The 21,496-nt window shown below is 61.2% G+C and carries 23 protein-coding genes and 1 tRNA gene; 8 read left to right on the plus strand and 16 right to left on the minus strand.

Annotation, left to right across the window (positions count from 1 at the left end; all coding sequences use genetic code 11):
- Positions 1-30: 30 nt before the first annotated feature.
- From HX817_RS00240 to HX817_RS00255, 4 genes are all read right to left on the minus strand, one after another.
- Positions 31-105 (minus strand) — tRNA-Gln (locus HX817_RS00240).
- Between the two features lie 36 nt (positions 106-141).
- Positions 142-993 carry a 4-(cytidine 5'-diphospho)-2-C-methyl-D-erythritol kinase gene (gene ispE / locus HX817_RS00245; RefSeq protein WP_177039589.1) on the minus strand — a complete coding sequence of 284 codons (852 nt, stop codon included), beginning with the start codon at positions 991-993 and terminating at the stop codon, positions 142-144.
- Between the two features lies 1 nt (position 994).
- A complete protein-coding gene (gene lolB, locus HX817_RS00250; protein WP_008432261.1) occupies positions 995-1,612 on the minus strand; it encodes a lipoprotein insertase outer membrane protein LolB in 618 nt (205 codons plus the stop codon).
- A 4-nt stretch (positions 1,613-1,616) separates the two neighbouring features.
- Positions 1,617-3,341 (minus strand): tetratricopeptide repeat protein, encoded by a 1,725-nt coding sequence (locus tag HX817_RS00255; protein ID WP_008432263.1) that lies wholly within the window; start codon positions 3,339-3,341, stop codon positions 1,617-1,619.
- 274 nt (positions 3,342-3,615) lie between these two features.
- Between HX817_RS00255 and hemA the strand changes: the two genes are divergently transcribed.
- The 6 genes from hemA to HX817_RS00285 all read left to right on the plus strand — a co-directional run bounded on the left by hemA (position 3,616) and on the right by HX817_RS00285 (position 8,982).
- The gene (hemA, locus tag HX817_RS00260; protein ID WP_008432265.1) at positions 3,616-4,905 is read left to right on the plus strand and encodes a glutamyl-tRNA reductase; all 1,290 of its coding nucleotides are present in this window, start codon (positions 3,616-3,618) and stop codon (positions 4,903-4,905) included.
- Positions 4,902-5,984, plus strand: coding sequence for a peptide chain release factor 1 (gene prfA / locus HX817_RS00265; RefSeq protein ID WP_003208405.1), 1,083 nt, complete (start codon positions 4,902-4,904; stop codon positions 5,982-5,984). The genes hemA and prfA overlap by 4 nt, the downstream gene beginning before the upstream one ends.
- Positions 5,985-6,812 (plus strand): peptide chain release factor N(5)-glutamine methyltransferase, encoded by an 828-nt coding sequence (gene prmC, locus HX817_RS00270; RefSeq protein ID WP_003208408.1) that lies wholly within the window; start codon positions 5,985-5,987, stop codon positions 6,810-6,812.
- A complete protein-coding gene (locus HX817_RS00275; protein WP_177039590.1) occupies positions 6,809-7,564 on the plus strand; it encodes a molybdopterin-synthase adenylyltransferase MoeB in 756 nt (251 codons plus the stop codon). The genes prmC and HX817_RS00275 overlap by 4 nt, the downstream gene beginning before the upstream one ends.
- Positions 7,557-8,351, plus strand: coding sequence for a glutamate racemase (murI, locus tag HX817_RS00280; RefSeq protein ID WP_008432270.1), 795 nt, complete (start codon positions 7,557-7,559; stop codon positions 8,349-8,351). The genes HX817_RS00275 and murI overlap by 8 nt, the downstream gene beginning before the upstream one ends.
- 112 nt (positions 8,352-8,463) lie before the next feature.
- Positions 8,464-8,982: an acyloxyacyl hydrolase gene (locus HX817_RS00285; protein WP_003208415.1), complete on the plus strand. Its 519-nt coding sequence runs from the start codon at positions 8,464-8,466 to the stop codon at positions 8,980-8,982.
- A 137-nt stretch (positions 8,983-9,119) separates the two neighbouring features.
- Here HX817_RS00285 and HX817_RS00290 read toward each other — a convergent pair whose 3' ends face one another.
- The 12 genes from HX817_RS00290 to HX817_RS00345 form a co-directional block, all read right to left on the minus strand.
- Positions 9,120-9,425: a YkgJ family cysteine cluster protein gene (locus tag HX817_RS00290; RefSeq protein ID WP_003208416.1), complete on the minus strand. Its 306-nt coding sequence runs from the start codon at positions 9,423-9,425 to the stop codon at positions 9,120-9,122.
- A gap of 54 nt (positions 9,426-9,479) precedes the next feature.
- The gene (locus HX817_RS00295) at positions 9,480-9,971 is read right to left on the minus strand and encodes a DUF2878 domain-containing protein (protein ID WP_063033123.1); all 492 of its coding nucleotides are present in this window, start codon (positions 9,969-9,971) and stop codon (positions 9,480-9,482) included.
- Entirely contained in the window at positions 9,964-11,235 is a 1,272-nt protein-coding gene (locus HX817_RS00300; RefSeq protein WP_087693767.1) for a cyclopropane-fatty-acyl-phospholipid synthase family protein, read from the minus strand. Before HX817_RS00300 ends, HX817_RS00295 begins: the two co-directional genes overlap by 8 nt.
- Positions 11,222-12,028: a DUF1365 domain-containing protein gene (locus tag HX817_RS00305; RefSeq protein WP_003208422.1), complete on the minus strand. Its 807-nt coding sequence runs from the start codon at positions 12,026-12,028 to the stop codon at positions 11,222-11,224. The genes HX817_RS00300 and HX817_RS00305 overlap by 14 nt, the downstream gene beginning before the upstream one ends.
- Positions 12,025-13,272: an FAD-dependent oxidoreductase gene (locus tag HX817_RS00310; RefSeq protein ID WP_177039591.1), complete on the minus strand. Its 1,248-nt coding sequence runs from the start codon at positions 13,270-13,272 to the stop codon at positions 12,025-12,027. Before HX817_RS00310 ends, HX817_RS00305 begins: the two co-directional genes overlap by 4 nt.
- Entirely contained in the window at positions 13,269-14,051 is a 783-nt protein-coding gene (locus tag HX817_RS00315) for an SDR family oxidoreductase (protein WP_008432280.1), read from the minus strand. The genes HX817_RS00310 and HX817_RS00315 overlap by 4 nt, the downstream gene beginning before the upstream one ends.
- Positions 14,048-14,470, minus strand: coding sequence for a nuclear transport factor 2 family protein (locus HX817_RS00320; RefSeq protein WP_177039592.1), 423 nt, complete (start codon positions 14,468-14,470; stop codon positions 14,048-14,050). The genes HX817_RS00315 and HX817_RS00320 overlap by 4 nt, the downstream gene beginning before the upstream one ends.
- The gene (phrB, locus tag HX817_RS00325; protein WP_177039593.1) at positions 14,463-15,905 is read right to left on the minus strand and encodes a deoxyribodipyrimidine photo-lyase; all 1,443 of its coding nucleotides are present in this window, start codon (positions 15,903-15,905) and stop codon (positions 14,463-14,465) included. Before phrB ends, HX817_RS00320 begins: the two co-directional genes overlap by 8 nt.
- Positions 15,906-16,835 carry a MerR family transcriptional regulator gene (locus tag HX817_RS00330; RefSeq protein WP_177039594.1) on the minus strand — a complete coding sequence of 310 codons (930 nt, stop codon included), beginning with the start codon at positions 16,833-16,835 and terminating at the stop codon, positions 15,906-15,908.
- A 3-nt stretch (positions 16,836-16,838) separates the two neighbouring features.
- Positions 16,839-17,810 (minus strand): DUF523 and DUF1722 domain-containing protein, encoded by a 972-nt coding sequence (locus tag HX817_RS00335; RefSeq protein WP_003208430.1) that lies wholly within the window; start codon positions 17,808-17,810, stop codon positions 16,839-16,841.
- Between the two features lie 112 nt (positions 17,811-17,922).
- The gene (locus HX817_RS00340) at positions 17,923-18,138 is read right to left on the minus strand and encodes a TIGR02450 family Trp-rich protein (RefSeq protein WP_003208432.1); all 216 of its coding nucleotides are present in this window, start codon (positions 18,136-18,138) and stop codon (positions 17,923-17,925) included.
- Positions 18,135-19,121: an NAD(P)/FAD-dependent oxidoreductase gene (locus HX817_RS00345; protein WP_177039595.1), complete on the minus strand. Its 987-nt coding sequence runs from the start codon at positions 19,119-19,121 to the stop codon at positions 18,135-18,137. The genes HX817_RS00340 and HX817_RS00345 overlap by 4 nt, the downstream gene beginning before the upstream one ends.
- Positions 19,122-19,330: 209 nt before the next feature.
- Between HX817_RS00345 and HX817_RS00350 the strand changes: the two genes are divergently transcribed.
- Together HX817_RS00350 and hemH are read left to right on the plus strand one after the other, a co-directional pair.
- Positions 19,331-20,230, plus strand: coding sequence for a TIGR01777 family oxidoreductase (locus HX817_RS00350; protein ID WP_003208436.1), 900 nt, complete (start codon positions 19,331-19,333; stop codon positions 20,228-20,230).
- Between the two features lie 14 nt (positions 20,231-20,244).
- Positions 20,245-21,270 carry a ferrochelatase gene (gene hemH, locus HX817_RS00355; RefSeq protein WP_177039596.1) on the plus strand — a complete coding sequence of 342 codons (1,026 nt, stop codon included), beginning with the start codon at positions 20,245-20,247 and terminating at the stop codon, positions 21,268-21,270.
- The last annotated feature ends 226 nt before the right edge of the window (positions 21,271-21,496 follow it).

Raw genomic sequence — 21,496 nt, forward strand, 5'->3', positions numbered from 1 at the left:
GCTGAGGGTAACCTGGATGAGTATAGAAAATGGCAGGGGCGGCTGGATTCGAACCAACGCATGGCAGGATCAAAACCTGCTGCCTTACCGCTTGGCGACGCCCCTGTATCTGTTGCAACGAGTACCCAGTACTCGGTTCCTTTAGAGCAGACTTTGCAGCTTGCGATGCAACATCGAAACGTTGCTTCCCTTTGCTACAAACCCTGTAAGGGTCTCTGTAAGAAGGGCCGAGACTTTATCAGCTTCAGCTTTGCTTGGGAAGCCCCCAAACACACAACTTCCAGTTCCGGTTAATTTTGCTTCGGTAAAATTACCTAACAAATTCAAAGCGTTACGTACATCTGGATAACGCCTTGCTACAACCGGTAAGCAGTCATTTCGACTGTTTCCCTTGGGAACGGGGCGCACTTTAATGGGAGGAGAGTTACGTGTCAACAGTGGATCTGAAAAAATTTCTGCTGTACTTACAGATACTTGCGGAACAAGCACGACATACCACGGCTCTTCGGGGTCTACAGGGGTGAGTTTCTCCCCCACGCCTTCGGCAAAAGCGGCGTGCCCACGCACGAAAACCGGGACGTCCGCGCCCAGTATCAGGCCCAGCGCCGCCAGGCGATCGTGGTCCCAGCCCAGTTGCCACAAGTGATTCAGGCCGAGCAATGTCGTTGCGGCATTTGAGCTGCCGCCACCGATGCCGCCGCCCATGGGCAGGATTTTTTCGATCCAGATGTCGATGCCCAATGGGCAACCGGATTGTTCCTGGAGTTTTTTCGCGGCCTTCACAATCAGGTTGCTGTCGTGAGGCACGCCGTCGAATTCGGTGTGCAGTTGAATCACGCCGTCATCGCGAACGGCGAAGGTCAGCTCATCGCCGTAGTCGAGAAATTGAAAAATCGTCTGCAACTCGTGATAGCCGTCTTCACGGCGACCAAGAATGTGCAGCATCAAATTCAGTTTGGCCGGGGAGGGCAGGGTCAGGCGTTGTTCGTTCATCTCACTGCCCCAGCTTGCGCGGTTGCCAGTCCTTGATCACCAGCGTGACGTCAAGGTCGGTGCCATGCAGCTTGATGCGCTCGGGCAGCCAGTAACCGTTCTGTTGCACATAGCTCAGGTATTCGACCTGCCAGCCATCCTGTTCCAGCGAAGCCAGGCGGCTGTCGCCATTGAGGCTCAGGCGGCTCTTGCTGTCTGGCGCAGGAAGACCGCGTACCCACCACACGAGGTGCGATACGGGGAGTTTCCAGCCCATCTGTTCTTCCAGCAGGGCTTCCGGCGTTGGCGCTTCATAGCGGCCCTGATTGGCCACTTCCAGGCTGACTTGCCCCGGCCGGCCGGTCAGGCGTGCCGCACCGCGGCCCAGCGGGCCAGACAGGCGAATGTCGTAATAGTCCTGGCGTTGCAGCCAGAACAAGGTGCCGCTGCCCGAATCTTTCGGGGCGCGAATGCCCACCTTGCCCTCGATCTGCCAGCCATCAAGGCTGCTCAGTTGATCCTTGTGCTGCTGCCACTGCGCCGGGTTGCCCGGGCCTTCGACAGATTCACGGGTGCCAAGACCGGAACAGCCGGCAAGCAGGGCAATAAAGCTGAAAACGATAACGTGGCGCAAAAACATAAAGTTAAAGGGTCTCGGATCCGGTCAGGCGCTTGATGGTGCTGCGCAGGATTGGGCTTTCGGGCTGTTCCTTGAGGAACTTCTCCCAGATTTGTCGCGCTTCACGCTGCTTGCCATTGGCCCAGAGTACTTCGCCCAAGTGTGCGGCGACTTCCTGGTCGGGGAAGCGCTCCAGCGCCTGGCGCAACAAGCGTTCGGCTTCGTCCAGGTTGCCCAGGCGGTAATTCACCCAGCCGAGGCTGTCGAGTACGGCCGGGTCTTCCGGGTTGAGCTGGTGAGCTTTTTCAATCAGCTCCTTGGCTTCGGCGTAGCGCGTTGTACGGTCGGACAAGGTGTAACCCAGGGCGTTCAGTGCCATGGCATTGTCCGGGTCGCGCTTGATGATCAGGCGCAGGTCTTTTTCCATCTGCGCCAGGTCATTGCGTTTTTCCGCCTGCATGGCGCGGGTGTACAGCAGGTTCAAGTCGTCCGGATATTGCAGCAAGGCTTGCTGGAGGATTTTCCAGGCGCGATCGCCCTGCTTGTTGGCCGACAGGGTCTCGGCCTGGATCAGGTACAGCTGGATCGCGTAGTCCGGTTCGGCATCCCGTGCGGCAGCCAGGCGTTTTTCCGCCTCGTCGGTACGGCCGTTGTTCATCAGGATATCGGCCTGGCGCAGTTGCGCCGGCAGATAGTCGTTGCCGGCGCCGACCTGGGCGTATTCAAGCAATGCAGCCTGCGGGTCGTTACGCTCTTCAGCGATGCGGCCCAGGTTCAGGTGCGCCGAATCCACGTGGCTCTCGCGGGCGATCAGGTCTTCCAGGTAACCCTTGGCCTCATCCCAGGCCTTGGCTTCCAGGCACACCAGCGCCAGGGAGTAGCGCAATTCGTCATCGTCCGGGTATTGCTGCACGAGGTTGGCGAACTGCACCTTGGCGTCTTCCATGCGGTCCTGTTCAACCAGCATGCGGGCATAGGTCAGCAGCAGGCGTTTGTCGCCCGGGTACTTCTTGATGCTTTTTTCCAGCAGCGGAATCGCTTCCTTGCCGCGGTTGAGGTTTTGCAGCAGGCGGGCACGCAGCAGGATCGGCGCGATCTCGCCCTCTTCCGGCGGGTGTTGCTCCAGCAGCTTCAGCGCAGCCTCGGGCTCATCATCCTGTTGCAACAACAGCGCCTTGCCGAAAATCAGCTGGCTGTTGTTCGGGTGTTTTTGCAGCAGGCGGTCGAAACTCTTCATCAGGCCGTTGCGGGTGTCCTGATCGGTGTCGGCGGCCGACAGCGCGAGGAAGTCAAAATGCGTGTCGCCCTTGCCCTGCAGGACCTTCTCCATATACACCATGGAGTCGTCATAGCGTCCGGCGCGGGCCAGTTGAATGGCCGCTGCCCGTTGTGCCTCGAGATCGTCCGGGGCGTTTTTCGCCCAGATCAGCGAGGAGTCCAGGGCCGCCTGATCGGCGCCCAGGTACTCGGCGATGCGAAACGCCCGCTCCGAAATCCCCGGATCCTGAGTATTGATGGCCTGGGTCACGTAGTTATCCAGGGCAATGTCGAAACGATTGCGCTGGCCGGCCAGCTCCGCGCTCAGCAGGCTGAAGATCGTCTCTTCACTGAACGAGGAATAAACCTTGGGCTTTTCAGGGGCGGGGGTGCTGTCTTCTACCGGCGGCGTACCGTCCGGCGACACGGGTGCCATGGCCTGGCAGCCGCTGAGAAAGACAAAAGCAAGGAGCAACGCGGAAGATCTATTCATATAGGAAGAGGACGACTAACCTGCGGTCGGATCATCATGACACAAGCCTTCGGCCAAACATAACCGTGTAGGAGCGAGCTTGCTCGCGAAGAACCAGAGGACAACGCGTTTTATCCCGTAAGCCAGCGTTATCGTTAACGACCATCGCGAGCAAGCTCGCTCCTACAGATGGCCTTTATAGGCGTAAGCTACTAGGACAATAGCCTACGGTGGTTGTTCTGAATCATTCGAAGTAGGACAATTGTCGGCTTCCCGACATCATCAGCGATATTGAATGGCCTTCCTTGCACTCGGTATTAACCACAAGACTGCTTCTGTAGACGTCCGCGAGCGCGTGGCTTTTACTCCCGAGCAGTTGGTTGAGGCCTTGCAGCAGCTCTGCCGGCTCACCGACAGTCGCGAAGCTGCGATCCTTTCGACCTGTAATCGCAGCGAGCTCTATATAGAGCAGGAACATCTTTCAGCGGATGTGGTGCTGCGCTGGCTGGCCGATTACCACCATTTGAGCCTCGATGAGCTGCGCCAAAGCTCATATGTGCACGAAGAGGATGCGGCAGTTCGTCACATGATGCGCGTCGCCTCCGGGCTGGATTCGCTGGTGTTGGGCGAACCGCAGATTCTCGGCCAGATGAAGTCCGCCTACGCCGTGGCCCGCGAGGCCGGCACCATCGGCCCGCTGCTGGGGCGCCTGTTCCAGGCCACCTTCAACTCCGCCAAGCAGGTGCGCACCGACACCGCCATCGGTGAAAACCCGGTGTCCGTGGCGTTTGCCGCCGTCAGCCTGGCCAAACAGATTTTCAGTGACTTGCAGCGCAGCCAGGCCCTGCTGATCGGCGCCGGCGAGACCATCACCCTGGTCGCCCGCCACCTGCACGAGCTGGGCGTAAAGCGCATCGTCGTCGCCAACCGTACCCTGGAACGCGCCAGCATCCTAGCCGAGCAGTTCGGTGCCCACGCGGTGTTGCTTTCCGACATCCCGGCCGAGCTGGTGCGCAGCGACATCGTCATCAGCTCTACTGCCAGCCAGTTGCCGATCCTCGGCAAGGGCGCGGTGGAAAGCGCCCTGAAACTGCGCAAGCACAAGCCGATCTTCATGGTGGATATCGCCGTTCCCCGGGATATCGAGCCTGAAGTCGGCGAGTTGGACGACGTTTACCTCTACAGCGTCGACGACCTGCACGAAGTGGTCGCCGAAAACCTGAAGAGTCGCCAGGGCGCTGCCCAGGCTGCCGAGGAAATGGTCAGCACCGGTGCCGACGATTTCATGGTGCGCCTGCGTGAACTGGCGGCAGTGGACGTGCTCAAGGCCTACCGTCAGCAAGGCGAACGCCTGCGGGACGAGGAATTGATCAAGGCCCAGCGTATGCTCGCCAACGGCAGCAGCGCCGAAGACGTGCTGATGCAGTTGGCGCGCGGCCTGACCAACAAATTGCTGCATGCTCCCAGTGTCCAGTTGAAAAAGCTTACCGCCGAAGGCCGCCTCGATGCGCTGGCCATGGCCCAGGAACTCTTTGCCCTCGGTGAGGGCGCGACAGAAAGCTCTTCGGATAAAAAACCGCAATGAAAGCGTCACTGCTCAATAAACTGGACGTCCTTCAGGACCGTTTCGAAGAACTGACCGCCTTGCTCGGCGATGGCGAGGTCATCTCCGATCAGACCAAGTTCCGCACCTATTCCAAGGAGTACGCGGAAGTTGAGCCGATCGTGGGCACCTATAAACAGTTGCTCAAGGTTCAGGCTGACCTCGAGGGCGCCCAGGCGCTGCTCAAGGACAGCGACCCGGACATGCGCGAAATGGCCGTTGAAGAAGTGCGAGAGGCCAAGGACAAGCTGATCGAACTGGAAGGCGACCTGCAACGCATGCTGTTGCCCAAGGACCCGAACGACGGGCGCAACGTATTCCTTGAAATCCGCGCCGGCACCGGCGGTGACGAAGCGGCGATTTTCTCCGGCGACCTGTTCCGCATGTATTCGCGCTATGCCGAGCGTCGCGGCTGGCGTGTGGAGATTTTGTCCGAGAACGAAGGCGAACACGGCGGCTATAAAGAAGTCATCGCCCGGGTTGAGGGCGAGAATGTCTACGGCAAACTGAAGTTCGAATCCGGCGTGCACCGCGTGCAGCGGGTGCCGGCCACGGAATCCCAGGGCCGTATCCACACCTCGGCGTGCACCGTGGCCGTGTTGCCCGAGCCCGACGAGCAGGAAGCCATCGAGATCAATCCCGCAGACCTGCGGGTCGACACCTACCGCTCATCGGGCGCCGGTGGCCAGCACGTCAACAAGACTGACTCGGCGATCCGTATCACTCACTTGCCTTCGGGCATCGTGGTGGAGTGCCAGGAAGAACGTTCCCAGCACAAGAACCGTGCGCGGGCCATGTCCTGGCTGTCGGCCAAGCTGAATGACCAGCAGACCAGCGCCGCCGCCAATGCGATTGCCAGCGAGCGTAAGCTGCTGGTGGGCTCGGGCGACCGTTCCGAGCGCATTCGTACCTACAACTTTGCCCAGGGCCGGGTCACCGACCACCGCGTCAACCTGACGCTGTACTCCCTGGACGAAATCCTCGCCGGTGGCGTCGATGCGGTAATCGAGCCGTTGTTGGCCGAATACCAGGCCGACCAGCTTGCGGCGATAGGTGAATAAATGACCATTATTGCCAGTTTGTTACGCGCCGCCGACCTGCCGGACTCGCCGACTGCGCGCCTGGACGTGGAATTGTTGCTGGCCGCCGCCTTGGGCAAGTCCCGCAGCTACCTGCACACCTGGCCGGAAAAAATCGTCAGCAGTGAACACGCGCTGACCTTTGCCGACTACCTGCAACGCCGTCGTGCCGGCGAGCCCGTGGCCTACATCCTCGGCCAGCAAGGCTTCTGGAAGCTCGACCTGGAAGTGGCACCGCACACGCTGATCCCGCGTCCGGAAACCGAGATGCTGGTGGAAGCCGCCCTGGAATTGCTGCCTGCCACACCGGCCAAGGTCCTGGACCTGGGCACCGGCAGCGGCGCGATTGCCCTGGCCCTGGCCAGCGAACGCCCGGCCTGGCAAGTCACGGCGGTCGACCGCGTGCTGGAAGCCGTGGCCCTGGCCGAACGCAACCGCCAGCGCCTGCACCTGAACAACGCCACGGTGCTGAACAGCCATTGGTTCAGTGCCCTCGAAGGCCACACTTACAACCTGATCATCAGCAACCCACCTTATATAGCCGACACCGACCCGCACCTGGTGGCCGGTGACGTGCGCTTTGAACCGGCCAGCGCGCTGGTATCCGGGCATGACGGCCTGGACGACCTGCGGCTGATCATCGCCCAGGCGCCTGCGCACCTCGACGCCGCGGGTTGGTTGCTGCTGGAACACGGTTACGACCAGGCGCCCGCCGTGCGCGACCTGCTGCTGGGGGAAGGCTTTGAAGAAGTCCACAGCCGCATCGACCTGGGCGGCCACGAACGCATCACGTTGGGACGCCGCCCGTGATGAACGACCAGGAGCTGTTGCGCTATAGCCGGCAGATTCTGTTGCAGCATGTCGACATCGAAGGCCAGTTGCGCCTGAAAAACAGCCGCGCGCTGATCGTCGGCCTGGGTGGCCTCGGTTCGCCAGTGGCGCTGTACCTGGCGGCGGCGGGTGTGGGTGAGCTGCATTTGGCGGATTTCGACACTGTCGACCTGACCAACCTGCAACGCCAGATCATTCACGACACCGACAGCGTCGGCCTGAGCAAGGTCGACTCGGCGATTCGCCGCCTGAGCGCGATCAATCCTGAAATACAGCTGGTTGCCCATCGCAGCGCGCTGGATGAGGATTCCCTCGCGGCCGCCGTTGCGGTGGTCGATGTGGTACTGGATTGCAGCGACAACTTCTCCACCCGCGAAGCGGTCAACGCTGCGTGTGTCGCTGCCGGCAAGCCTTTGGTGAGCGGTGCGGCGATTCGCCTCGAAGGCCAGCTGTCGGTGTTCGACCCTCGTCGCGCCGAAAGCCCCTGCTACCACTGTTTATACGGGCACGGCAGCGACGCCGAACTGACCTGCAGCGAAGCCGGCGTCATCGGCCCGTTGGTGGGCCTGGTCGGCAGCCTGCAGGCCCTGGAAGCCTTGAAGTTACTGGCCGGTTTCGGCGAGCCGTTGGTGGGGCGGCTTTTGTTGATCGACGCCCTGACCACGCGTTTTCGCGAGCTGCGGGTCAAGCGTGACCCCGGTTGCATCGTCTGCGGTAGCCACCATGGTTAAGGATGCGCCGATTGGTGTGTTCGACTCCGGTGTCGGCGGCCTGTCGGTGCTGGACGAAATCCAGCGTCTGCTGCCCCATGAGTCGCTGCTGTACGTGGCGGATGGCGGGAATATCCCCTACGGCGAGAAAACCCCGGCGTTCATCCTCGATCGTTCGCGACAGGTGGCGGCGTTCTTCCGTGAGAAGGGCGCCAAAGCGTTTGTGATTGCCTGCAACACGGCGACCGTTGCGGCGGTTGCCGATTTGCGCCAGGACTATCCCGACTGGCCATTGGTGGGCATGGAACCGGCAGTCAAACCCGCGGCTGCCGCGACCCGCAGTGGCGTCGTCGGCGTGCTGGCGACCACCGGCACCCTGCAAAGCGCCAAGTTCGCCGCCTTGCTCGACCGCTTCGCCACCGATGTGCGGGTAATCACCCAACCCTGCCCGGGCCTGGTGGAGCTGATCGAAACCGGCGACCTGGACAGCCCGGCCCTGCGCCTGCTGTTGCAAGGCTACGTGGAGCCGCTGATTGCGGCCGGTTGCGACACCATCATCCTTGGCTGCACCCACTACCCGTTCCTCAAGCCCCTGCTCGCCGAGATGCTCCCGCCGACGATCATTTTGATCGACACCGGGGCGGCAGTAGCGCGTCAATTGCAGCGTCTTTTGAGTGATCGCGAACTGCTGGCCACTGGCAATCCGCCGCCTGTACAGTTCTGGACCAGCGGCGATCCGCAGCATCTAAGAAATATCCTACCGACCCTATGGAAATCTCCCGGAGTTGTGAGTAGTTTTGGCGTGTGAAAAAAACGTGAAATAACGCCTTTATCCGCTGAACTTCTGGCTATACGGCAGCTTCTATAGCAAGTTAGCCGGTACAAAATCATACAACTTCGTTCGGAAGGGATGTTTCTCTATGAAGCGCTTGTTCTGTTTGGCTGCGATTGCGGCCGCAATGTTGGGGCACTCTTTTTCCGCACAGGCGGCAGGCCTGGAACTTGGGGTGGGAAGTACGAGCGATTCGACCATGACCTATCGGTTGGGGCTGACCTCGGACTGGGATAAAAGCTGGTGGCAGACCGATACGGGGCGCGTGACCGGGTACTGGAGCGGCGCCTACACCTACTGGGACGGTGACAAGCGGGCCAGCGTCAGCAGCCTGTCGTTCTCACCCGTGTTTGTGTATGAGTTTGCCGGGGAGAGGGTGAAGCCGTACATCGAGGCCGGCGTGGGTGTGGCCGTGTTCTCCCGCACGCGGGTAGAAGACAACAATATCGGCCAGGCTTTCCAGTTTGAAGACCGGCTGGGCTTTGGCTTGCGCTTTGTCGGTGGCAGTGAAGTGGGGATTCGGGCCACCCATTACTCCAATGCCGGGATCAGCAGCAATAACGATGGTGTAGAGAGTTATTCGCTGCACTACACGCTGCCGTTGTAGTTTTTTAAGCACACTGCAAAACCATTGTGGGAGCGGGCTTGCTCGCGAAAGCGGTATATCAGCCACGAATCAGTTGACTGACACACCGCTTTCGCGAGCAAGCCCGCTCCCACATTTGCTACTCATTGGTTCCGAAATCAGCGATACACCGTCGCAATCCCCTGGCGCTCATCGATGCACTCCGGCGCGCCCATCTCGAATTCCCGGCAGATCAGCGGCCGCTTCTCGTAAATCGTGCACATCATCGTGTCGCGGTCCAGCGCCGCGCACCAGCCGTCATCCAGGCGCAGCATGACTTCGCCGCCCCAATCGTCGGTATCGATAAAGCGATCGGGCACGCCGGTGTCGGTGATCAGCATGACTTCCAGCTGGCAGCAGCACGCGGCGCAGGTGGAGCAGGTGACGGCAGGTTCGGCGATTTGGGTATGGGGGATGTTGGTCATAGGCGCGCAGTGTAAGGCAAGCGGCTCATAGGTGTGTGAAAGGCCTGACGGACGTCAATGTGCCAACTGCCTGGCAACCCAATGCAACAACGGAAAAATCATCCCCCAGAGTAACGCCAGGCCGATGACGGTCGGCACGGTGCCATAGCCGAAACTCACCCCCGCCAGTTGGCTGCCCGCGTAATAGGACAACGGCCCGCCCACCGCCCCCAACAAGCTCGCACGCCACCAGGGCTGCGCGCTCCAGGCCAGGCAATGGCGCAGCGTGGTCGCCAGCAATGCCCACAACAGGATCAGCCACAATGGCGCCAACGGCCCGGGCAGGCTGAAATGAAACACGCCGAATGCACGTAGCACGGTGTCGATCACGGTGCCCAACAAGGTGACGGCAAGAATCACCTGGCCTTCCGCTGACCACGAACTTATCCACAGCAGATGGATTACCAGCACCGCCAACCCCACCAACAGCCACAGACTGTCGCCGCCCAGCACACAGGCAAACCAGCCGCACTGGAACAGCACGGCATTTGCCAGTGGTTTAAGCATCAAAGCGCCCGAGCAGTGGCTGGGTCAGCGCCGCCGGCTTGGCCAGCAGCATCTGCGCGGTGCCGATGGTGCGCTCCATAAAGCCGCCTTCGCAGTAGCACAGGTAAAACTCCCACAGCCGCAGGAAGTATTCGTCGTAGCCCATTTCCGTCAGGCGGCTGTGGGCGCGGCGAAAGTTCTCATGCCACAGGCGCAGGGTTCGCGCGTAGTGCAGGCCGAAGTCCTCCATGTGCAGCAGGTTCATGTCAGTGTCGCGGCTGACGACCTCCAGCATCTTCTGTACACAGGGCAGGGCGCCGCCGGGGAAGATATAGCGCTGGATAAAATCCACGCTGCTCTTGGCTTGTTCGTAGCGCTGCTCGCGAATGGTGATGGCTTGCAGCAACATCAGGCCGTTGCTCTTGAGCAACTGCGCGCACTGTTTGAAATAGGTCGGCAGGAAGCGGTGGCCCACGGCTTCGATCATCTCGATCGACACCAGCTTGTCGTACTGCCCGGTCAGGTCGCGGTAGTCCTCCAGCAGCAACGTCACCTGATTCTGCAAACCCAGGGCCTCGATGCGTTTTTCAGTGTAGGCAAACTGCTCTTTGGACAGGGTCGTGGTGGTGACCTTACAGCCGTACTGCTGCGCGGCATAAATCGCCATGCTGCCCCAGCCGGTGCCGATTTCCAGCAGGTGGTCGGACGGTTTCAGCGCGAGCTTCTGGCAGATGCGTTCCAGCTTGTTCAGTTGTGCCTGTTCCAGTGTGTCATCGGCGGTGAGGAACTGCGCGGCCGAATACATCATGGTCGGGTCGAGGAATTCCTCGAACAGGTCGTTGCCCAGGTCGTAGTGGGCGGCGATGTTTTTCTGCGAGCCCTTGCGCGTATTGCGGTTGAGCCAGTGCAGGCCCTGGGTGAAGGGCCGCGCCAGTTTGGCCAGGCCACCTTCCAGCGCATCCAGCACGTCGAGGTTGCTGACCATCACCCGTACCACGGCGGTCAGGTCCGGGCTGCTCCAGTAACCATGGATAAATGCCTCGCCGGCGCCGATGGAGCCGTTGGCCGCCACCAGCCCCCACACGGCTGAATCGAGGATCTGGATCTCCCCCAGCAGGTGCGCTTCCCGTGCGCCGAAGACTTGCCGTTCGCCGTCCTCGATCACCACCAACTGGCCGTGGCGCAGTTGGCCGAGCTGGCGCAGCACGGCTTTGCGCAGCAGCGCGGCGGTCATGCCGTTGACGTTCAAGCGGTTGGATTTGACCGATAAGCTAGGGGATTTCATGGCGGCGATCCTTGGTGTAACCGACTGCGGTGCGAGAAGCGCCTTCGGCGGCGTGATGGGAAAAAATCGGCGTGCGTTTAAGCAAGAGGCGCAAGGCCTGCCAATAAATGGCCAGGCAGGTCTTGGCGGTCATCCACGGGAAGCGCCACAGGTAGCGGTGCAGGCTGGCGCGGTTCAGGGCTTCGCGTTGCAGGCTCAAGGTGGCGTCGAAGACTTTCAGTTCGCCCTGCCAGTCGGCCATGTGCACGCCGAGCCTGGCGGCGGGCGGGCTGAAGCTCATGCGGTATTCCAGGTCCCGGGGCAAGAACGGCGACACATGAAACGCCTTGGCCACGGCGAAGTGCTGATGCTCACCGGCAGGCAGCGCCTGGGCCGGTAGCACGTAGTGATAGCGCTCGCGCCACGGGGTGTTGGTCACTTCACAAAGGATCGCGGCCAGCGTTCCGTCGGCCTCGAAGCAGTAGAAGAAACTCACCGGGTTAAAGGCCAGGCCCCAACTGCGGGCCTGGGTCAGCAGGCAGATAACGCCCGAGGGGATGCGCCCCAGGGCCTTGCCGACTTCTTGGCGTACGGCATCGGTCAAGCTCATGCCGTGACGGGTAAATTCACGCAGGTAATCCTGCTGGCGAAACGCGAACGGCGCCCAGCGCTCGCCCGCCAATGGCGACAAGCCGAACACTTCGTCCTGTTCGCTGAGGTCCAGGTACAGCAGGCCAATCCGATAACGGAAGGCGTGGCCCTTGGGCGTAAATCGCCGATGGGCAATCCAGCCGCTATACAGTGCGCTGTTCACAGCGCTTCCCCAAACGCTTTGGCCACGCGCAACGCGCTGACCACACCGTCTTCGTGAAAGCCGTTGGCCCAGTAGGCGCCGCAGTAATAGGTGTGCTGCGTGCCGTGCAATTCTTCCCAGCGCGCTTGGGCGGCCACGGCGGCCAGGCTGTATTGCGGGTGGGCGTAGGTGTAGCGGGCGAGGACTTTGAGCGGGTTGATCAGCGCCGTTTGATTGAGGCTCACGCAAAAGGTGGTGGTGCTGTCGATGCCTTGCAGGATGTTCATGTCGTAGGTCACCGCCGCCTGTTTTTGCGCGCGGCCATCCAGGCGGTAATTCCAGCTGGCCCAGGCCAGTTTGCGCTCGGGCAGCAGACGGGTATCGGTGTGCAGGACGACGTCATTGTCGGCGTAGGGCAGGGCACCGAGGATCTGTTGCTCGGCCAGGCTCGCATCCCCCAGCAACGCCAGGGCCTGGTCGCTGTGGCAGGCGAACACCACCTTGTCGAATGCCTCGCTGCCGGCGGCGCTGTGGATAACTGCGCCGATGGCTGAACGCTCAACCCGGGTGACCGGGCAATTGAGGCGGATATTTTCGCGGAAGGACTGGGTCAGCGGTTCGATATAGCGGCTGGAACCGCCTTCGATCACGCACCACTGCGGCCGGTTGCTCACCGACAACAAGCCATGGTTCTTGAAGAACCGCACGAAAAATTGCAGGGGAAACCCGAGCATGTCAGCCAGGGACATCGACCAGATCGCCGCGCCCATCGGCACGATGTAGTGCTGGATAAATCGCTGGCCGTAGCCGCCCGCTTGCAGGTACTCGCCCAGGGTCATCTCGGCGCTGATGCGTTGCTCTTGCAGGTCCAGGGGCGCCTGGCGGTTGAAGCGCAGGATATCGCGCAACATGCCCCAGAACCCCGGCGACAGAATATTCCGGCGCTGGGCAAACAGGCTGTTGAGGTTGTTGCCGTTGTACTCGAACCCGGCGTTCGGGTCGCACACCGAAAAGCTCATCTCGGTGGGTTTGTACGTCACGCCAATTTGCCCCAGCAGCTTGATGAAGTTGGGATAGGTCCAGTCGTTGAACACGATAAAGCCGGTGTCCACCGCATGGCTTTTGCCTTCCACTGTGACATTCACCGTGTGAGTGTGGCCGCCGATGCGGTCGCCCGCTTCGAACAGGGTGATGTCGTGGCGGCGACCGAGCAGGTAGGCGCTGGTCAGCCCGGCAATGCCGCTGCCGATAATGGCGATCTTCACAGGTCGTCCTTTCTCGGCGGCGGGCTGCGCAGCATGCGTTTGCCAATGATCAACTGGACGCGGTTCGGCAGTTTCGACAGTGGCCACAAGGCGGCAATAAACAGGGCAGGGAAGGCAATTTCCAATGGGCGGTTTTGCAGCTTGGCGAAGATATGTCGCGCGGCCTTGTCCGCCGGCCAGCTCAGGGGCATCGGGAAATCATTGCGGGCGGTCAGCGGCGTGTCGACAAACCCCGGGCTGACCACGGTGACGTCGATCCCTTCAGGTGACAGGTCGATACGCAGGGACTCGAACAGGTAACGCAGGCCGGCCTTCGACGCACCATAGGCTTCCGCCCTGGGCATCGGCAGGTAGGTCACCGCACTGGCCACACCGACCAGGTGCGGTGTATGACCGGCACGCAACAGCGGCAGCGCGGCCTCGATGCAGTAACTGCTGGCCAGCAGGTTGGTGCGCACCACGTGCTCGATGATCGAGGCGTCGAATTGCCTGGCATCCACGTATTCGCAGGTGCCGGCATTCAGGATCACCGTATCCAGCGAACCCCAGGCCACCGCGATGTGTTCACCGATCTCGCGTACGGTCTGGCTGTTGGTCAGGTCGCCGGCCACCACCAGCACTTGCCCGGGGTATTGCTGGGCAAGCTGTTCCAGGGGCGCCTTGGAGCGGGAACTGAGGGCCACATGGGCACCGCTTTCGAGCAGCGTCTTGGCCAGTTCGGCCCCGATGCCACTGCTGGCACCGGTCAACCAGTAACGACGTGGAAGGTTAAGGCTCATCCCATTCTCCTTTTCAGCCAGCTGACCACACCGCCAAGGACCGGCACGTGTTCATACAGCAACTGTCCAGCGTCAAAATAATCCCGGTGGCGATACACCTTGTCGCGCCACAGCAGGTGCGAGCAGCCTTCCACACGAATCACTTCGCCCTTGGCCAGGCGCGGGTGGCAGAAGCTCATTGTCCAGCGCAGGTAGCCTTCGCCTTCCGCCACGTGATCAAAGCCATGGAAGTCAAAGCGCAACTGGGTAACGTTGTCGTACAGCTCGGCGAAGTAGCGGTGCAACGCCGGCAGCCCGTGCACCTCGTGCAATGGGTCGGTGAAACTGATGTCCTGGCTGTACAGGCCATCGAGCAGGTGCAGGTTGTGCTTGTCCACACTGGCGAACACCTGGGCGAAGCGGCGCAGGAAATCACTCATAAGCACCTCCGACCGCCTGGCGTGAAGGCAGGCTGCGGAAAGCGGCGAGGGCGCGCTCGCGGGATTTTTTCAAATCGACGATAGGACGAGGATAGTCGGCCACACCAAACAGGCCGCCCACGGCGTCGGGGTTGTGCACTTCCTTTTTGTTCAGCGCCGCCAGTTGCGGCAGCCAGTGCTTGATAAACACACCTTCGCCGTCGAATTTTTCCGATTGGCTCAAGGGGCTGAAAATCCGGAAGTACGGGGCCGAGTCGGTGCCGGTGGACGAGCTCCACTGCCAGCCACCGTTGTTGGCTGCCAGGTCGCCGTCGATCAGGTGACGCATGAAAAAGCGCTCGCCTTCGCGCCAGTCGATCAGCAGGTTTTTGGTCAGGAACATCGCCACCACCATGCGCAGGCGATTGTGCATCCAGCCGGTTTCCAGCAGCTGGCGCATGGCGGCGTCGATGATTGGCAGGCCGGTGCGTGCTTCCTGCCACGCTTTCAAGTCTTCCGGGCTGTTGCGCCAGGCCACAGCTTCGGTCTCCGGGCGGAATGCGCGGTGGCGCGAGACCCGTGGGTAGCCCACCAGAATATGTTTGTAGAACTCGCGCCACAGCAGCTCGTTGATCCAGGTAATCGCGCCGATGTCGCCGCTTTCGAATTCACCCTGGTTGCTTTGCAGCGCGGCATGCAGGCACTGGCGCGGTGAAACCACGCCCGCTGCAAGGTAGGCCGAAAGCTGGCTGGTACCGGGCTTGGCCGGGAAGTCGCGTTCGTCCTTGTAGTAGCTGATTTGTGCGTCGGCGAACTGGTCGAGACGGCGCCGGGCTTCGGCTTCGCCGGCAGGCCACAGGGCGCGCAAGGCTTCGCTCGGGGTAGCGAAGCCCTCGACGTGACCCGGAACCTCGTCGCTTTTGAGTTTGAGCGGCGCCTGCGCCTTGGGCGTGGCGACCAAACGCGGCAAGGCGCCATGCAGGCGGCTGTAGCAGACCTTGCGGAACTGGCTGAACACCTGGAAGTAGGTGCCGGTCTTGGTCAGCACGCTGCCGGGCTGGAAAAACAACTGGTCCAGATAGGTGTGGAACGTGATGCCTTGAGCTTCGAGGGCCTTGGCCACGGCGGCGTCGCGGCGCTCTTCGTGGATGCCGTATTCGTCATTGACGTGTACCGACTCCACCGACAGTTCCTGGCACAGGCCTGCCAAAACTTCAGGTGCTTGATCCCAAGTGTCGGCATGGCGGATCAATAACGGAATGTTCAACTCGCCCAGTGCCGAGCTCAAGCGCTGCAGGTTGCGCAGCCAGAAATCGACCTTGCACGGCGCGTCATCGTGGGCCAGCCATTGCCCGGGGCTGATCAGGTAGACGGCCGCTGTCGGGCCACGCTGTGCGGCGGCGAGGGCGGTGTTGTCATGTAGGCGCAGGTCGGTGCGCAGCCAGATCAAGTGCATTTAAATAAGTCCACGCTGGATCAGTACCTGATGGGCCGACAACGGGTCTTCGGCCAGGAGCAATTCAGGAATCTCTTGGGTTAATACGGACAGCTCCGCCTGGTGGATGCATACCGTTGGTCCGGTTATCAGTTTTGGGCAACTGAAGCCGCTCAACAGTTTGCCCAGCACCGAGGTATGGAGTGCCTTGCTCGAATACAGCAGTACCGCGCGGGGTTGCAGATGCTCGACGGCCAGGGCCAGTTCGCCCACCGGCAATGGCCAGTCGAAAACTTCCACCGGGCAATCGGCGCTGCTGGCGAGCCAGGCGGTGAGCCACAGGTGCGGCTCCAGCGGCAGGTCGGAATGATTGATCAGCAGCAGGGGGGCGCCGTTGAGCTGGCGGTTGTTGTGATACATCCGCGCACCGAATTTGCTGCGCAGCCAGGAATAGAAAAACACCCGTTCCATCTGCGCGCCGAACTGGCCTTGCCAGCGCAGTTCGAGCTCCTTGAGCAACGGCAATAACAGTTGCTCGCACAAGGTGCGCGGCGGGTACAGCGCCATGGCCTGGTTGAAGGCATCATCCACCCGGCGCTCGGCCAGTTCGCTGATGGCCTGCACCAGGTGCTGGCGGCGGTTGTGCCATTCGTTTTCCACCGGCGGCTCGCTGGTGGCTTGCGCGGTGTCGATCAGGCTCTTGACCTGGCTGACCGGCACACCGCGGTTGAGCCAGGTCAGGATGGTATGGATGCGTTGCACGTGCTCGTCACTGAACAGGCGGTGCCCCTTGGGCGTGCGCTGGGGCACGATCAGCCCGTAGCGCCGCTCCCAGGCGCGCAAGGTCACGGCGTTGACGCCGGTCTGGCGCGCCACTTCGCGGATCGGCAGCCAGCCTTGTTCGATGGCCTCGGCGATGTCTTCGCCAGGTTCTTGCAGGGGAAAAGTCATAGGTTAAATCGCATTACGCAGGCTGAGGTTTTCCGGGTGCGGTTGCAGGTAGGCCTGCTGCGCGATATAGCGGTCCGGATGCTGGCGAAAGTGGTGCTTGAGCAGCGTCAGCGGTACCACCAGCGGCACGATGCCCTGGCGGTATTGGCTGATGATGGTCTGCATTTCCTGTTTGTCTTCGGCGCTGATGGCTTGCTTGAGGTAGCCGCTGATGTGTTGCAGCACGTTGGTGTGGGTGCCGCGTGTGGCGCACTGGGTCAGGGCGCTCATCAGTTCGCTGAAGTAACCGGCGGCCAAGGCGTCGAGGTCGACGTCCCTGGGCATGCTGCCCAGCAGGTTGCCGAGGCTTTTGTAATGCACCGGGCTGTGGGCCATCAGCAGGTATTTGTAGCGCGAGTGAAATTCCAGCAGGCGGTGACGGGTCAGGCCTTCGGCGAGCAGTTGCTGCCAGGTGGCGTAGACGAACACCCGGGTCAGGAAGTTTTCCCGCAGCACCGGGTCATTCAGCCGACCGTCTTCTTCCACCGGCAGATTGGGGTGGCGTGCACAAAACGCCTGGGCGTAGATGCCGCGCCCGCCGCCGTCGATGGGCATGCCGTTGTCCTGATAGACCTTGACCCGTTCCAGGCCGCAGGACGGGGATTTCTGCATGAAGATGTAACCGCAGAGGTCGGTGTGTTCAGCAGCCATTTGCTGGCCGTAATCGTCCAGCGGCTGGGTCACGTTAAGTTCGCGGTTTACGGTGCCAACGGCCTGTGGATTGAGCGGGTCGCCCACCAGGCGAATCGGTTCGCGGGGGATGCCCAGGCCAATGGCGACTTCAGGGCACAGCGGCACGAAGTCGAAATAATCGGCCAGGGTCTGGCTACACAGCTGGGATTGTTTATGCCCGCCGTTGAAGCGCACGTTCTCGCCCAACAGGCAGGCGCTGATGGCGATTTTCGGTTTGCCGGTGGCGGGCAGGGTGCTGGACATGGCCAAACCTCGATGAAATTCCTGTACAGAGTTAAATTTCTGTACAACTTAATCTCATCATAGGTTTGAAGCTGTACAAGTCAAATAATTTGTACAGGTATTTGCGGAATGGCTATTTCCAGCCGATTTTCCAGTCTTCGGCGTTCTGCAGGGTTTGCCAGGCCAGGCGCTGCACGCGATGGCTCATCACGGCTTCCAGCTCGATTTCCTGCACATCGCCTTCGTCATCACGCAGCAGTTTGGTCACCAGAAAATGTTTTTCCTTGTGCTGCGGACGGGCTGCTGTCCACTTCGACAGCAGCAACTTGGCGGGATTGATGCGGTTCATCGCAGGTGCTCGATCAACCGCCGCGCCGCCTCCTGGCCGCTGAGCCACGCGCCTTCCACGCGGCCTGACAGGCACCAGTCGCCACATACATACAGGCCCAGGTCGGCGTCGGCCAGCACGCCAAATTCATGGCTGGTGGACGGCCGCGCGTACAGCCAGCGGTGGGCGAGGGTGAAGGATGGCGCCGGCATGGCGCTGTGCAGCAGCTCGGCGAAGGCGCCGTGCAGGTGTTCGATCACGGCTTCCTTGGACAGGTCCAGGTGTTGCTTGCTCCAGGTGCTGGTGGCGTGCAAAACCCAGGTGTCGAGGGTGGTGTCGCGCCCCGGTTTGCTGCGGTTGCGCGCCAGCCAGTCCAGCGGGCTGTCCTGGACGAAGCAGCCTTCCATGGGCGTATCCAGCGGCTTGTCGAAGGCCAGGGCAATGGCCCAGGTCGGGTCCATCTTGACCCCGGCGGCGACACTCGCCAGCTTGGGCGCAGCGGCCAGCAAGGCAGTGGCCTGGGGCGCTGGGGTGGCGATGATCACGTGGCTGAACGGGCCGTGGCTTTCGCCGTCGGCGTCCAGCAGGTTCCAGTGATGTTTACCCTGGAACACTTCGGTGATGCGGCAACCGAACTGCACCGGCAAGTCATCGAGCAGGGCGCGGGTGATCGCACTCATGCGCGGCGTGCCGACCCAGCGGATCTGTTCATCGGGGGAGGGCGTCAGTTGGCCGGACTTGAAGTTGTACAGCTGTGGCTTCCATTGCTCGGCGCAACCATTGACCTGCCAGCGTTGCACCTCGTTGACGAAGCGCCGGTCGCGGGCGGTGAAGTACTGTGCGCCCATGTCCAGCGAGCCCGCATCGCTGCGCTTGCTGGACATGCGACCGCCACTGCCGCGGCTTTTATCGAAGAGTTGTACAACGTGCCCCGCGTCTTTCAACGCTCGGGCGGCGGAGAGACCGGCGATGCCGGTGCCAATGATCGCGATGGGAACAGTCATGGGAGGCCTCGTTTTACCGTTGGGTACAGACTACGCCGACACCAATAGCTGTACAATATTGTTTTTTGGTATAAGTTTTGGCGTACCTGATCGTTTGGCGTGACCTATGGTTAAACCTGAAGGTTTAACCAGCGTTGCGCCCGATTAAAACATCCCTGTTTATAAAATAGACTAACGGTGGTCGGCGAACGTTACACGAGGAACAACTCATGCACATTTTGCTGACCGGCGGTACCGGTTTGATCGGCCGTCAACTTTGCCAATACTGGCTTGCCCAGGGCCATCGCCTCACGGTCTGGAGCCGCCATCCCGAACAAGTGGCTAAATTGTGCGGCGCCCAGGTGCGTGGCGTCGCCCGCCTGCAGGACATAAACGAGGCGGTGGACGCGGTGGTCAACCTGGCCGGCGCGCCGATTGCCGACCGGCCCTGGACGCATAAACGCAAGGCGCTGTTGTGGAGCAGCCGTATCGGCCTCACCGAAACGCTGCTGGCCTGGCTTGAGGGCCTTGAGCACAAACCGGCGGTGTTGATCTCCGGTTCCGCGGTGGGCTGGTACGGCGACGGCGGTGAGCGCGAGCTGACCGAAGACAGCGGCCCGGTGCAGGACGATTTCGGCAGCCAGTTATCCATTGCCTGGGAAGAAACCGCCCAGCGTGCCGAGGCATTGGGCATCCGCGTGGTACTGGTGCGTACCGGGCTGGTGCTGGCGGCGGAGGGCGGCTTTTTGTCGCGGCTGTTGCTGCCGTTCAAACTGGCGCTGGGCGGGCCTATCGGCAATGGTCGGCAGTGGATGCCATGGGTCCATATAAAGGATCAAATCGCCCTGATTGATTTTCTTCTGCACAAGACCGATGCCAGCGGTCCTTATAATGCCTGCGCGCCACACCCGGTACGCAACCTGGAGTTCGCCAAGACCCTGGGCAAGGTGCTGCACCGCCCGGCGTTCATGCCCATGCCGGCGTTTGCCTTGCGTATCGGCCTGGGCGAGTTGTCCGGTTTGTTGCTGGGTGGCCAGCGGGCTTTGCCGCAGCGGCTGTTGGCGGCCGGTTTCACTTTCCAGTTCACTGAGTTGCATGCGGCCCTGGACGACTTGTCCAGCCGCCTCTAGAGATAGGATGTTGCATGACGGATCACGCGTTGTTACTGGTCAACCTGGGTTCACCGGCGTCCACTTCGGTGGCGGATGTGCGCAGCTACCTCAATCAGTTCCTGATGGACCCTTACGTCATTGACCTGCCATGGCCGGTTCGGCGTTTGCTGGTGTCGCTGATCCTGATCAAGCGCCCGGAGCAATCGGCCCATGCTTACGCCTCGATCTGGTGGGACGAAGGCTCGCCGCTGGTAGTTCTTAGCCGTCGCTTGCAACAACAGATGACTGCACAGTGGACCCAGGGGCCGGTGGAGTTGGCCATGCGCTATGGCGAGCCGTCGATTGAAAGCGTACTGACCCGGCTGGCGTCCCAAGGCATCCAGAAAGTGACCCTGGCGCCGTTGTACCCGCAGTTTGCCGACAGCACCGTGACCACGGTAATCGAAGAGGCCCGGCGCGTGGTACGGCACAAAAAGCTGGCGATCGAGTTTTCGATTCTGCAGCCGTTCTACGATGAACCGGAGTACCTGGACGCCTTGGCCAACAGCGCCAGAGCCTATGTGGAAGAGGATTTCGATCACCTCCTGCTGAGCTTTCATGGGTTGCCCGAGCGCCACCTGAAAAAGCTCGACCCTACGGGGCAACACTGCTTCAAGGACGCCAACTGCTGCCAGAACGCCTCTCCCGAGGTGCTTGCCACGTGCTATCGCGCACAGTGTTTCAGCGTTGCGCAGGATTTTGCCGAGCGCCTTGGCTTGCCGGATGGCAAATGGTCGGTGGCGTTCCAGTCGCGGCTGGGCCGGGCCAAGTGGATCGAACCGTACACCGAGGCACGCCTTGAAGCGTTGGCTCAACAGGGCGTGAAGAAGCTGCTGGTGATGTGCCCGGCGTTTGTTGCGGACTGCATCGAGACACTGGAGGAAATTGGTGATCGCGGCCTGGAGCAATTCCGCGAGGCGGGGGGCGAGGAGTTGGTGTTGGTGCCGTGCCTGAACGATGACCCGCAGTGGGCGGCGGCGCTCAATACCCTGTGTGAAAGAGCGCCGGTCGCGCTGTAATCAAGACGAGTGAGGACTGAATGTGGGAGCGGGCTTGCTCGCGAAGACGGTGGGTCAGTTAATGAAGATAGCGACTGACACACCGCCTTCGCGAGCAAGCCCGCTCCCACATTGACTGTGCCCACTCTGAATTTTCGGTGTTACTCGTGATGCGGCTCGCCCAGGAAGGTCAGGGAACTGGAAAAAGCGCCGGTTGCACTGTAATCAAGCCGAGTGAGGACTAAAT

It is taken from the genome of Pseudomonas sp. C6002 (assembly GCF_013385805.1).
Lineage (GTDB): Bacteria > Pseudomonadota > Gammaproteobacteria > Pseudomonadales > Pseudomonadaceae > Aquipseudomonas.